The organism is Paenibacillus sp. CF095, from assembly GCF_900101225.1.
In the GTDB taxonomy this organism is placed as follows: Bacteria; Bacillota; Bacilli; order Paenibacillales; family Paenibacillaceae; genus Paenibacillus.
Genome location: NZ_FMZN01000003.1, coordinates 499,687 through 513,885 on the forward strand (window position 1 = coordinate 499,687; position 14,199 = coordinate 513,885).

The window sequence follows — 14,199 nt, forward strand, 5'->3', positions numbered from 1 at the left end:
CTTAGTAATTATAGGTGTCCCAGTCCGATCCGCTCCACCCGGCCATGCAAGGCACTCATTATCCATTCGCAAGCGGTTTTCCCCTCTTCCCTGTGTTCGAACATGTGGGCAGAATCCAGGATACAGTGCATAGTTAATTCGGCTTCGTGGTATTCTCGTTCATTCATGGGATGCTCGAAAATGTACAGGCCTGCTGTAGGAATACGCTCAACAAGCTTGTTGCACATTTCGTTCAGGGTGCTCTGGTAGCTTAGCCCGCTAGCCTTATCATAAAATTGTACCTTGCCATATAAAGCATTTTGAGCTTGAACCAACAAGGCATCCCGGGTAGAGCTGGCAAACAGATACTTCACCCTGCTGCCAAATTTTTGGTACAGGGCTGAATAGGAATCCAAGGTAATATTATCTCCAATCAGACGTTTCCAGATATGCTCCGGGCTGTGCCATACCTCTCTTGCCACACGGCTCCAGTCCTCCTTGAGTAATAAGGAGCTGTCTACAACACATGTGATATCTGCACATTCTGGAAATTCGCTGATTACATCCTCTGCCATCAACGACACCCCAAAGCCTCCGGCACTGACTCCGGCAATCAAAAGGGTCTCCGGACTCTTCACCCATCGTTTCGCCATGCGTAACAGGGCTATGGTATTTAAATAGCCGTGGTGAGGCAATGTCCTCTGGGTGTCATTCAGGGCAATGTAGGGGAAATCTCCAGCCCCGCAGTGAAAATCCCCAGTGGAATAGGGGATATTGATGATCGTCCATTCCTGAAAGGGATTGTCATCCCTGGCAGCAAAAATGCTATTGTTCAGGGGATAGTCCCCCATCCAATCTGTGGTATTAAAGTAGTAACTATCCGGCAGATGGCTGGTGAACAAGTTGTTGGGTCTGGCCGCTGTGTATTCGTTCCATGATACTCCGCCGCCGTTAAAAAAAATTAGCAGTTTACCCGGATACTTTCCCAACCGCAAATTGCCGTGGAAGCGAGTACCATTACCGCTGAGACAACCTGCTGGATACATGCGGTAAACTTTTCCTAATTCCGGCTCCTCCGAAATCTCAGGATATTTTTTCTCTTCAATAATGGGCAGCCATTTCTGGAGTTCATCTGAAATCTTCTCCCATGGTTCCAGATGAATTTCCTGCATATTCTATCACTCCTCGTCGTTGGTTACTCCCCTGCTAAGTCACTGATTATTACAGATCCCTATGATCTATTCATATGCCTCCGCGTCTTCCACCGGGATGTAGTTTTCAGGATTTTTGGGGTCTCCTCCCGTGTATTTTGCCACATAAGGATAGGCATAGGACGGTCTTGCATGATCAAATTCAATCCCTGAACCCCATTTTTTAAAATGGGTTCCCAACAGCCTCTCTGGTGCAACTCCCTGCTCAACCCACTGCTCCAAAGCACAAATCACGTCATGGTCCGGATCCCGCGGAACCTCTGTGAGACCTATTATTCCTACCTCTTGTACGCCAGTACCTCCCGCCGTATGTGAGAAACCTGGCATCAACAGGAAACGGAAGAATCTCTTCGTCTCTTCCAATCCTCCCTGTTCTGCAATTACCTTGTGATAATAATTCAAAAAGCCTGTATAGGGTATAATTGCATCTACACTGCCGCCAACGACCAGCAGCTTTCCACCTCGTGCTTTAAATGCACTCAGATCCGGATTGGTTGCGTCCAGTATTGGACTCAGCTGTGCTATTGCCTCCTGCAGGTCCTTATGAAAATCAAACTTCTCAAAATTAAAGTCCTTTCCCCAAATCCAACGGAACGGAAAAAGGAGTCCGTGTGCAAACTGATCTTTATTACTCATATCGACCAGACTTAAGAACTCAGCCTCTGAACCAGGCAGAAAAGGTGCAATAAAACGATCACCAGTAACCGGGTCTTTTGGCCCGTCATAAATAATGCGCAGTGCCTCTTTCTGGCCATCTGTCAATTGCTCCTCAATTGCCTCCTGCAGAGTAGGATGGTCCATAGGATTCCCCTTAATTCCGCCGGGATAAGCCAAAAATGGATCCAGATCATTACTTCCGCATTCCTTTCCATATACTTTTACAATGCTGTCTTTCCATTTTTGTGCCTGATCCGGAGTAAATGTCGCCTCTTTTCTTCCATGAAGCTGCTGCCAGTTCCAGACAAAAAAGCTATGCAGTCTGACTCTGTCAAATGCCGGAGAGAGAGAGATGATACCATCATAATCCTCCGGATATCTCTGAGCCTCCGAAAAACCCTGCTGTCCTCCTGTGGAGCCTCCTGCAAAATAAGAATATTTCGGAGCTTCGCCATAGAAATAAGTTGTCAGTTGTTTCCCGACCACCGTCATTAAATGGGTCGCACGATGTCCATAATCAATCAACACTTCTGGAAGCCCGATACAATCATTTGGATCTGGTGTTGTCCCCAGGTCAGTATTAGCTGTAGCGTATCCCCGGCCAATGCCATTCATGAGAGCGCCTTCTGCGATGCTTCCGGCATATCCTCCATTTCCAGTTCCCAAGAACTTACCATTCCACGCTTCCGGTTCCGGCAAATACATCATCACAGTTATATTGGATTGTGCCGTAGGGTGTAATTTCATGACAACTCTGTAAAAACTGCTGCCATCCACCATTTTAAATCCCAGAGGATTTGGCTCTGGCGTCTTTATCCGTTCCTTCCACTCTACATTTGTAATCTCTCCATCTTCTAGTGGAAATTTCTTAATTTTATCGATGTTTGTATCTACCATTTAAAAAACCTCCTTTAACAAAATATTCCAAGATGTTGTTATTATAATCTTATAAATTAACGCTTGGTTCCTTTATCAAGTATAGAGCTGCACACTTGAAGGTTAATATAATGGAATTCAAACTTAGGTATCGTTTTTTAAAGTTGGGAGGAACTATCCGCTGAATTTGTTAAAGCAAAATAAAAAGGCACCGGAAACGAACTCCGGAGCCTCATATTCATAGCAATATTATAAGTTAGTACCTTCTCACACTAAAGGTGTATTCAGCAATTTTTTTCTACATCCAGCCAGTTTGTATCTGTAATGATCTCTGCATCTTTACCACAGAATACATTTCCCGCTTGTGGGTCGTTTTTCAGCCAATACATAAACTAAGCTGTCATATAACCGTCTGCATGGTTCACGATATCGCTGTGGTCAGTGTTTGCACGCCTAGCCATAACTTTGATTACCGTATCGGGAATATTGGAATAATTCGTATTAAGTGACCACAGCGGAGTAATTCCCTGCCCTCCTGTAGCCGTTATGTCTTCTGCAGTTCACGCATCAAAAGGTTCCGTACCAGCAACCATAAAGTGCAGCTTCCCTCATTCTTACTGTCCGGCCAGTTTCCAGGCCATAGCTATCATCCGTGAAGCACACTTCTCCAAATTTGCGCGGGTCAGCGGATAGGCTACCGTCTCATTATTCAATGCGTTCATCAAATCTTCATGGTGTTTCCTGCCGCCAGGCATCATGATGTCATTGCCCGCCGCTATGCTGCCGGAAGCGCAGGCTCTAGGATATTTTTTGTCATCTGCCGACGGCTTGCCGGCGGGCACCCAGTCCGACATGACAATGCCTTCAAAACCCCATTCTTCCCTAAGCACTATCTCCATCAAATCATGCCGCTGGGAAGTATGCTCTCCGTTAAGCAAATTGTAAGAGCTCATCACCGCCAGTGGCGCTGCTTCCTTAATGGCAATTTCAAAGCCCCGCAAATAAATGTCTCGCAATGCCCGTTCGCTAACCGCGCTGTTGGAATTGAAGCGGTTGGTCTCCTGGTTATTGCAGACAAAATGCTTAACTGTGGCACCACAGCCCGGATGTTTCTGGGCTCCCAAGATGATGCCAACAGCCATTTTGCCGCTGATAAGAGGATCCTCCGAGAAATACTCAAAGTTCCTACCACAGAGTGGATTGCGATGGATGTTCATTGCCGGTGCCAGCCACAGGTGCACGCCGAACCGTTTCATCTCCTCCCCCACAATGTCGCCGCACTCCTGACAAACAGTCGGGTTCCAGCTCTGGGCAAGGGCCGTGCCCACGGGAATGGCCGTACAGTTCTGCTCGCGGATCTCGCCATTTCGATTCTGGCCTGCCGCAGCGGGGTAGATGCCCAGCAGAATATTCAGCAGTGCCTCCGGCAGAAGCTCCTTGAAGGCTTCCTGTTCCTCTGCTTCCAGAGGATACGCCCCCTGCTCATCCAAACCGTATTGCCGACTCAGCCGCAGCCCGGCAGGACCGTCCGACATCACCAGATTGGGAATCCCCTTATCACGGAGCAAGGTAGTGGTTTCTCCTACTGCCCCGGCAACCGTCACGCCGGCATTGCCGATGAGGTACTTGGTCTCATCGTCCACAAAAACACCGGTACACAGATAGGCAAGCTCACTATCCGTCAGAGTTTTTGCCAATGCCAAAGCCTCTTCATCCACCTTCGGTGCGGTATAGGTTACAGTCGTAAAAGCGGAAGCGGAAAGGTGAAGCGCTATCCGTTCTCCCGGAATTCCTATGCTCCCCAGACCTCTCTTAGCCCCTTCAGGCTTCCAGTCGCGAAAATCCGGGGTGCCGCCCACATGGCTGACCCGCTCTAGCTCGACCGTATCCTCCAGGCATACCGTGCCTACCACTTCTGTGTTGCGGCTACTGTTACCTAAGCGCAAAAAGTAATCTCCCGCCTCCAGAATCCGGTAACTGCTCTCCTCATCGTAGGATGCCAAACCCTCCATCTCAAAGCAGATATCCAAATTTTCTTTATCTCCCGGAGCCAGCTCCCTTGTCTTACCAAAGCCCGCCAGTACCTGATATGGCTGGTCCAGTTTCCCTTCCGGTACAGATACATACAACTGCACAACTTCTTTCCCTCGGTGCGCTCCCGTGTTTCTTACGGTCACGGGCACTGTCACTTTGGTGCCCTTCATCTTAGGCACCCCCGGTTCAATAGAAAAGGCGGTATAACTCAATCCAAAGCCAAAAGGAAAGATAGGTTGATTCCCCACTGTATCAAAATATCGGTAGCCTACATAGATTCCTTCGCGGTACCGGGTATCATCAAGCTCCCCGAAATCTCCTACCGTGCAGTAATCCTCCCAGGCCGCCCAAGTAGAAGCCAGTTTACCGGAGGGGTATGCCTTTCCCAGCAGCACATCCGCAAAGGAGTCGCCCACCGATATGCCAAGCTGCGACAAAATCAGGATATTCTTCACCCGCTCCACGACTGGCGACAAATCGACCACACCGCCCACATTCAAGACCAGCAGAAACTTTGGATACTGCTCTGCCAGCTGTAGGATGTCCCGGATCTCCGCGGCACTTAGTTTCATATCTCCCATTTCCGCCTGACGGTCTGCCCCTTCCCCGCTATTTCTGGCGAGGACATAAACTGCCGTGTCTCCCTCGCCCTTCAGGGGAATACTATACTCCGGCTCTGGCATGGCCACGCCCAGAGTCTCCAGCAGCCCGCTCATTCCCTCCGCCTCTATCTTCGCCTTGAGGCCTGCCCGAAACGTCTTGTATTCCTCTTCCCAGACTGCGTCGTAGGCGTCCAACCAATCCGATGTGGTAATGTTAAATCCGGCTTTGACCAGGCCTTGCTCTATCGTAGTGTAAGCTCGGACATTCACATCCCCGGAGCCGGTGCCGCCTTTTATTGTGCGTCTGCTGCCGCTACCATACAGGGCCATCTTTCCCGGTACCTCAAGCGGAAAGCTGCCGTCCGACTTTAACAGTACCATACACTCCGGTGCCAACTTTCTCAGTCTCTCAATATGATTGATTTCGTAAGTTTGTAATCCCATATCCCTATTCATCCTTTCAGTCTTTCAGGTTAATTGCACTTCACCGCTTTGTCGTTCACGTTCAAGTTTACAATTAATAGTAAACTTATTACTGTCGGACAATCATCATTCCTATACAAAACTCGTCTTCAGATAAGGGGGAGTGACACGATCACAGCTGCTCGACATAGCAGTTTTTGCAAACGATTTCTTAACATAAATCAGAATTGCTTTAGAGCTTTTCCAGCTTACCAAATGCGTCACCTACGGTTTGAATCCAAGCTGAATACTTAACATCCGCATTTCAATTAAAATCAAATCGTATACCTTTCAATTATCCAAATCCTTTTTACATTTGTTCTTTAAAATGCTAATTAAAATACTCAGGATTTTACTCACCTATAAGTATAGACGTCTTCATTTTGATGAAGATATAGAGGGATTTAAGCATGAATATCTGATTCTTAATTTACTGAGCTTGAGGATAGCCTGGCTATAAGCATCAAAATCTTATTATTATTTGGGAATCATCCTGTTAGTTAGGGTGATCTTTTCTGCTAAAATGCTATTAGTAGGTTCTATCACAAATCGTCTATTCAACCCGTGATGGAAATCCCCACAGCTTAGGCAAGGAGAAGAGGAACTGATGAAAAGAGAATTTGAGATTATAGACCATCCGAGTATCAAATATTTAAATATCTTCTTGATCGATATGGATTATCGCACATCCCATCTGCACCGGGAATTGGAGATCAATCTCGTACTTGAAGGTAAACTGTCCATTTTATCCAAACAACAAGTTTATGAGCTGGAAGCTGATTCTTCTATATTATTGAATTCAAACCAGCCACATGAAATTCGGACAGAAAGCAAATCAACCTTATTATGCCTGCAGATTTCCCCTAATTTTTGCAAAAACTATTTTCGAGAGATGTCTAATCTGGTTTTTGATTCTGCAAGGTTAGAACAGCATATAACCGGAGATTCGTACAAATATATAACATCACTAATCACTGAAATGGCATACCAATACTTTGCACGGCCAAAAGGCTTCGAGTTCTCTTGTATGAGCATGCTGAATGTGTTATTTGGAGTCCTTCTAAACAAACTTCCTTACCATGAAATCAGTGACGATGAAAAAAACAAAAATAAACTTAAGGTTGACAGGTTAACCCGAATATTGAATTATGCTGATGAGCACTATATGCATAAAATCCGGCTCTCTGACATTGCAGAAATCGAAGGACTTTCTATGACGTATCTCTCACAATTTATCAAAGAACATTTGAATATATCCTTTCAGGATTACATCAACAATCTTCGATTCAATCACGCAAAGAAGCTCTTGACCGGAGATATGAAGCTTCTTGATATCTGTTTGGAATGCGGATTTTCCGACTACAGATATCTGAATAAAGCTTTTCTAGATAATGTCGGCTGTACGCCGGCTGAATACAAGAAAAAGCTTTCGAAAGAGAGCAAAGCAGTCAGGATAAAAAGTCCGTTGCATACGGTCGAAAACTATTATTCCGAGCATGATACACTTGATATTTTACGTAAACTGCGTCTTAATCATCTTTCCGTCCTGAGAGAAGTTCCAAATCCCTTGTTAATTTAGTCATTCAAAAAGGGCCCATCTCTATTTGTCATAGTGATAGCCCCTTTAACGTTAAACTCTGTTGTAAGAACTGAAGACCTCCATCTTTTCCAACACTTTTTCTTTGATGGATTCGACCGTCGCCGGAATCAAATCGATCATTCCCTTATTGAAGGAGGTAAACTGCCTGAACATTGCTTCAACAGCAGCTGTATTGATATCCGTAAATACATTTATTTTGCTAATTCCCGAATCAATGGCTTGTTTAAAATCCGCTTCGCTTAATCCGGAACCTCCGTGTAAAACTAATGGAACGGTGGTAGTTTTTGAGATTGTTTCAATCCTTTCAAAATCCAGCTTCGGAGGCCGTTTGTAAGCGCCATGGGCGGTTCCTACAGCAATTGCGAGAGCATCTATCCCGGTTTGAAACACAAAGTCCTTCGCTACGGCCGGATCAGTAAAAAATATCGAAGGATCTTCCATTTCGTGTTGACCTTCGTAAGAACCCTCGTTGTCACCGACATGCCCCAGCTCTCCTTCAATGGAAGCACCGTGGGAATGAGCTAAATTAGCCATCTCCTTCACCCTACGGACATTGACATCATACGATTCGAGGGAACAATCATACATAATGGATGTAAATCCAAGTTCCAGCGCCTGTACACATGCTTCTTTGGTCATCCCGTGGTCCAAATGGATAACAACGGGGACTTTGGCCTTCTTGGCCATCGGAATCAAATAATACGCTGCTTCCTCCAGAGGACAGTAGGAGAAGAAGACCTCTGCTGTGCCCATAATCACTGGAGAATTCGCTTTTTCTGCCGCAGCAATGATCCCTCTTGCCATCTCCAGATTCACGGCATTAAACATACCGACGCCATACTTTCCTTTTTGCGCAGGTAGCAAAACCTCGTTCATATTAACTAACATTTTTCTTACCCCTTTATCTCAGACTTTTTGTTTCTTCCAGCCGCCATCTATCTTCTTGAGCAGCTCTTCTATTGTCATTAGTCCGCTTAGCGGGTCAAATGCCGTTACACAGGAGGCTCCCGTCGCTGCAGCCAATTGAAGACTTTGTTTAAGCGAGTATCCATGCAGCATTGCATACAGAAAAGCAGCTATACTCGTGTCTCCTGCCCCCGTTGCCGATACGACCCGGTCCGGAATATAACTCTCTTCAAACCTCTCCAGCTCTGCCCACTGGGGAACGCACAAATCCGGAATGGAAATTTCGATAAAAATATCTTGTCTTGCTGCGCGGTAATACAATCCAAGAGCACCGCATTTCAACAACATTACTTGTGCTCCCATTTCCAGTAGCTTGTCCGCCAAAGGTTTGACATCTCCGGTTATGGACAAGATTTCGATAATATCTCGTCCTCCAGCCCGCTGTTGCCAATCACGGTATCTCTCACGGTCGATCATGAAGCAAAGCTCTTCGACGCTCGGCACAAAAATATCAACATAAGGCAACACACGGCGTAGTATCGTCTCCCAATCAGCAGTACCTGCTTGGGAATGCGGGTCTACTGCAGCCATATCAAGGGATGTAGCGACACCTAAACTTTTTACGGTTTTGAACATCCGGATTAACTGTTCGCCATCATTTTCGTACATCCGCTTCATTAAAGGTGGATAACCGAAGTGGAACAAAGTCGCCTCTCTGATTGCCTCCATGGTCAAATCTTCAAAAGTGAATGTATCATTAGCCCCTGGATTATGAAGAAAAGTCCGATCCATTCCCGGAGGAGATAATACAATGGTATACGATGTATTTGTATCATTTGCTACAAGCATGTGTTGCGTGTCCATATGGCTGCTCAGAATATTCAGGATAAGTTTTCCGAATTCATCTTGTCCTATCTTACCTATCAAATTGACATCTGCACCAAAAAGGTTCAGGGCCAGCCCTGTATTGGCAACAACTCCGCCAGTATGAACGTCAGCATCCCGCATCTGCACCAGTTTTCCAGGCAACAGAATTTCACTAAGGTTCGAATTGGGGTTCGCCGGAAATTTCGGAGTAATATCCAGACAGATATGTCCGGCCACTACTATTTTTTTCTTGTTTCTTAACATGCCTGCACCTCCCCGGAGAACATTACTTTTGATCGGTTCCCATAAGCAGGTTCATCACATACAATTCCAATCCTTCGAAATCTCTGTTCCTCACACACTGCTCCTGAAACTCATAATCAAAACGTTTCACCTTTTCTTCCAGTGATTTTACGATGTTTAGACTATTCGTTAGATGCTTGTAACGGTCCTGGTCTTTCGTAGTTCTCATGGCTTTAACATCCAAGCCTACATATTCCCCATTGGAACCATAATTGTTCTCCACCAGCACTTTAACCTGATTGAACGCCTGACGGAGATTTTCTACTCCAAAGCTTTTGTCTTGATCGAATTTCAATCCATTCTGATCATTAAGATGAACGCCCCACAGCTTATTCATTGCCAGAGCAAATCCAATTTCATGGGACGGATCAAGGCCTGCCAATGTTGCATGCGCCGATTCAAGCAAACCGCCAACCCGAGAAGGGTCAATGGTTGTTGCAGATACTGCAAGCACGTGGCCCATCGTTCCACAAATACTGCGGTCAATCGGTTCATTTGGCTTTGGCTCAATCAATATTTTGATCCCTGCATCATACTGCAGCATTTTATTAATCGCATCAACTAATTGCTTCGTTGCGGTGACGGGACTTTTACTCTCGGCGCAAAGCGTTCCTTCTCTTGCCAACCACAGTACAATTTTGTCACAGCCAAGTTCATTAGCGATATCAATCGAACGATAGGATCTCCATAATGCAAATTCTCTATCTTCTTGAGATCCGGACATGAAGCCTCCATCCATCGTATGCGGATCCATCCACAATCTCGGTGCAACAAATTCGGCAACCAAATTGTATTTGTCCAGCAGTGATTTAACTTTTCTGGCTTCGGCTTTAATTTCTTCTTCCGTCAAATCATTTAAATTCGGGACAGCATCATCATCATGGAACTGGATGGCACTGAACCCCATTTCAGCAAAAGCTTTAATTTTTTCTTCAAAAGTGATTTCTGTCCGTGTTGCAGGTCCGTACGTGTCTGCTCCATCATGAACATTCCAGGGACCAACAGAGAATTTAAACATAGTCATTACGTGCATCTCCTTATAAAAGACAAATTTATGTGAGTACTCATTTAATGTAATTTATCTTCAGATCTGAAACATGCACTAGTTTTCGTTTTTTCACCTACAGTTTTGCTAATCCGAATTAAATATAATAAAAGAATGACTATTAATAGCCATTCCTTGATAAAATAAAGTTTAATATTCTGGATAATGATAATAAATTTGTATGGTGGGTCACAAATAACTTGATGTGCTATATTAGCGTTTTAACATTAACTATGGGTGAAGCGGTCACTGCTTTAATCCTGTCTTATTCGTCCTGTTTATTTACAAAGCCATGATCAACCTACAGATCTTTTTTAAATTTCTTTAAATTAATGCAACACGTGTATCTTTTTTTGTGATGCAAATGTATCATTGTTGATATCCATATGAATAAACCAAAGGACACTGATTCGGAAAGGAAAAATGCAACGTGACCAATAAAAACACAAGGAACACTTTTGTAAAGCTTCAAATTACAAATTCACTTCTTGATATGTTGAAGACAAAAGAACTCCGGACTATCTCAGTTAGTGATCTTACATCTCATGCAAAAGTAAGCCGTGTTTCTTTTTACAGAAATTATAGGGAAAAAGAAGATATTCTAAAAGAATATCTCTATAAACTTATAGGTGATTGGCATGTGGAGTATCAAGAAAGTCAAAATACCTCTGAAGAAGACATGTTAGGAAGTCTATTTGAGCACTTTAGCGAACAGAGGGAGTTCTACCTCCTTCTTAGTAAAAGAAACATGTTTTATCTTTTAAAAGATGTACTCAAAGAACTCTATGGCCCAAAACCGGATTATCCAAACTTTGGTGCTTATGTTGCAGCTTATTTTTCTTATGGATTGTTCGGCTGGATTGAAGAATGGTTTGCCAGAGGGATGCAAGAGACTTCAGAAGAAATGACCTTCCTTCTGAAGAATCGTAATAAAACAGAAACCTAATCTGTTGTCAGAATGGGAAATTCAGAATTAATAGTAACAAATTCCAAATCGAATAACCGCTTGACTCAACTTTATTTTTTATATTTGAGTCAGTTTCATAATGCCTAGTTAGAGAATTGTATATTAACCGAATTTGATCATAATCATTTTGAAATCACTTATCTTTTCTTCTCAGCGCACAAAAAATGACAGCCGATGTAGTATCAACTGTCCTTAAATACACAGTATTTAATTATTACTTATGAAGCAGGCGCATTTTTTATCACAGCTATAAAAACGCCTTAACACCGCCTAAACAAAAGAATTTTGCACCTTACGCAATATAGTTTCCAGTCTTTGGGCCCTTTCTTAATAAAGGGGGCTTTCAACGGATTTCGTAGGCTCGCCCACCAAGTGAACCAGCCCCATACTTATGCAGAGCTGGCATGGCGTATGGCAGAGCCACTCCACTACGTCTGGATCACTTTGGCGGTATGAGCGATTTAATCATTACCTACAAACTGAGATTTAATGTTTAGTCATTTTATATTTGTCTGAACATCTTGATATAAATTATTAGTGGGTAGTTCCCCACCAACAGTAAATATCTTTCTGGCTTCTTTATCATTTTGTAAGTAATACATAAACCAAGCAGTCATATAGCCATCAAATTGCTTATATGAATCTCCGTGGTCTGTATTCTTCTTTCGGGCAACGACTTTATCTATTGTTTCTGGCAGCAAATTATAATTTTCCTGCAACGACCATAACGGAGCAATCCCTTGTACGACACCATTTTTATCATCAGTAGCCTGCTCTTTACTTGTAGCATTACCAGCATCCCATTGCCCGGTTCCTCCTGTTAAAAATGTTGGTATGTTTACCTTTGAAATATCATATTTCCATTGGTCACCCATAACCATTGTATGATAAGATGATGTTGCGCTTGCAGCATACAATGCCTTAATCATAGAACCATGCTCTTGATTAACTACCATATTAAACACGGCTGCTCCGCCCTGGGAATGCCCTCCGATTCCGATATTATCTAAATCAATTTTTTGATAAAAAACACTATCTCTATTTTCATTTTCTTTGATTAGGAATTTTATTGTTTGCTCTAATGAAGCTCCGGTTCTGGTATCCTTATCATCATTCCCGACTGAAATAAATCCCCAAGATGATAAATGTTCTAAAAATGGTTTATAAGTAGATGAAGTACTCCCCGTCCCATTCGCAAATATTACAACTGGATACTTGTTATCTTTGCTTTCAAGCTCACTAGGATACCATAGTGCATATTTGCCAATTACATCATCGTTTGCGTCATAGTCTTTATAAGATACCTCTCTATCCCCTAATTCCGTATATTTCTTTTCAAGTTTGCCGGCAGTTTCCGTATATTTGCTATAATTAGTTTCTCTATGTTCAGCAATCTTTATAAAGGCAAACATACCAAGTAGAATTACAACAAAAATAACAAGAATAATAATAAGAAATGTTTTCATAATTTTTTTCATAGTTTCCTCCAAATTCCGATTTGCTGAGTCATCGCCTTCTTGAATTCTTGATTCAAGTAGCATCTCTATTTTCAGTCCAACGTTTTTATAGTCATTTGGAAGTATGACTTTCTAGTAGCAATAGATTATGACCTTTTTCTCTTATAAATGAGTCGCGTTCTATGCTCCCTGCATATACACCTGCTGTTTTTAAGTAGACTGATGTACTTCTTCTAAATATAGTTTTGTTCGAAATATAAACCTTCCTAATTAAATAACACAGCCTCACTCCTACTAGATATTAAATTCTTATTGGTTGGCAAATTACCCGCCGTTGAAATCCTAGGATACATCTTATCATTAAAAGATAAACTGAAAATAAACTAGACACGAATTGGATAAAAATTCTATAAATGTTATATTATTACTTGGAAGATATAAGAATGCACCGCCTTGTTTAGCAGCTGGACTCGCAGGATAATCTACGTTTTAATGAATCTTGTTCCCTTATACCCCCCTTTGGGCTCATTTCGAAGAATTTCTTAGCTCCTCATCCATCAATGATTCCTCAGACAGCAATTACTGGTAAACTGACGGCTGAAGTTATTTGGGAGAACAGTGTAGACAGATTAACATTGAACTGAGTCTTGCTTCACTACAAGTGACAATAACTGTATCGATTCCATGTTCTTCAGCTTGTATGATGTTTTGAACGGAACTCTCCTTATATTTGGTTCAGCTTCTATTATTAAAAATACATTTGTACTGAACAAGTATCCCAACTTGAATGCACTTCACAATGATAAAACTAAGAACCAACAGTCCTAGACAGAACAGACCCATTTTTATAAATTTCATCTTTCACTCCTCTCCATATTCCTCCTATTAGATTCATACAAAGATGAGTCCTGTTTTTGTTAAAGTAATATACCTGATCTGAATAAACTAAAAATAAACTGGTGTGATATTTGTGCCTATGACCCTAAAAACAAACAAAGATTTCTTATCTTTTGTGCGGAATACATAATTGGGTATAAGTATCCAAAAAAAGCAAAGTAGGCCTACTTCGGAGAAATGGGATCTTTCTTTTAAAAGTTTCTTCAAGTAGCTATTTCAGACTTTTCGCAACATCCTGCCAGTTCGCATTCATAAGAATCTGTACATCGTCATCGAAGAATACATTTCCCATTTGTACATGATCTTTTAAACAATACAAGAAGCACGATGACAAAT

9 protein-coding genes are annotated in these 14,199 nt (G+C 42.8%); 2 read left to right on the forward strand and 7 right to left on the reverse strand.

What is annotated here, in order from left to right; genetic code table 11:
- Positions 1-8: 8 nt before the first annotated feature.
- The 3 genes from BLS69_RS24130 to BLS69_RS24145 form a co-directional block, all read right to left on the reverse strand.
- A complete protein-coding gene (locus BLS69_RS24130) occupies positions 9-1,151 on the reverse strand; it encodes a pectin acetylesterase-family hydrolase (RefSeq protein WP_091037331.1) in 1,143 nt (380 codons plus the stop codon).
- Between the two features lie 66 nt (positions 1,152-1,217).
- On the reverse strand, positions 1,218-2,744 hold the full coding sequence (locus tag BLS69_RS24135; RefSeq protein WP_091037333.1) for a tannase/feruloyl esterase family alpha/beta hydrolase: 1,527 nt from the start codon (positions 2,742-2,744) through the stop codon (positions 1,218-1,220).
- Positions 2,745-3,337: 593 nt separating this feature from the next.
- Positions 3,338-5,803, reverse strand: a complete 2,466-nt coding sequence (locus tag BLS69_RS24145) for a glycoside hydrolase family 3 protein (RefSeq protein WP_218133579.1) — start codon at positions 5,801-5,803, stop codon at positions 3,338-3,340.
- A 625-nt stretch (positions 5,804-6,428) separates the two neighbouring features.
- On the opposite strand from BLS69_RS24145, the gene BLS69_RS24150 reads away from it, so the two are divergent.
- Positions 6,429-7,400 (forward strand): helix-turn-helix domain-containing protein, encoded by a 972-nt coding sequence (locus BLS69_RS24150; RefSeq protein ID WP_091037335.1) that lies wholly within the window; start codon positions 6,429-6,431, stop codon positions 7,398-7,400.
- Positions 7,401-7,451: 51 nt separating this feature from the next.
- Here the strand turns inward: BLS69_RS24150 and BLS69_RS24155 are convergent, their stop codons facing one another.
- The 3 genes from BLS69_RS24155 to BLS69_RS24165 are packed head-to-tail and all read right to left on the reverse strand — an operon-like array spanning position 7,452 to position 10,521.
- The gene (locus BLS69_RS24155) at positions 7,452-8,309 is read right to left on the reverse strand and encodes a class II fructose-bisphosphate aldolase (protein ID WP_091037338.1); all 858 of its coding nucleotides are present in this window, start codon (positions 8,307-8,309) and stop codon (positions 7,452-7,454) included.
- A gap of 18 nt (positions 8,310-8,327) precedes the next feature.
- Positions 8,328-9,458: a carbohydrate kinase family protein gene (locus BLS69_RS24160; protein ID WP_091037339.1), complete on the reverse strand. Its 1,131-nt coding sequence runs from the start codon at positions 9,456-9,458 to the stop codon at positions 8,328-8,330.
- A gap of 22 nt (positions 9,459-9,480) precedes the next feature.
- Positions 9,481-10,521: a TIM barrel protein gene (locus BLS69_RS24165; RefSeq protein ID WP_091037342.1), complete on the reverse strand. Its 1,041-nt coding sequence runs from the start codon at positions 10,519-10,521 to the stop codon at positions 9,481-9,483.
- A gap of 451 nt (positions 10,522-10,972) precedes the next feature.
- Between BLS69_RS24165 and BLS69_RS24170 the strand changes: the two genes are divergently transcribed.
- On the forward strand, positions 10,973-11,488 hold the full coding sequence (locus BLS69_RS24170) for a TetR/AcrR family transcriptional regulator (RefSeq protein ID WP_091037344.1): 516 nt from the start codon (positions 10,973-10,975) through the stop codon (positions 11,486-11,488).
- Positions 11,489-12,006: 518 nt separating this feature from the next.
- Here the strand turns inward: BLS69_RS24170 and BLS69_RS24175 are convergent.
- Positions 12,007-12,987: an alpha/beta hydrolase gene (locus tag BLS69_RS24175; RefSeq protein ID WP_176872992.1), complete on the reverse strand. Its 981-nt coding sequence runs from the start codon at positions 12,985-12,987 to the stop codon at positions 12,007-12,009.
- Between the last annotated feature and the right edge of the window lie 1,212 nt (positions 12,988-14,199).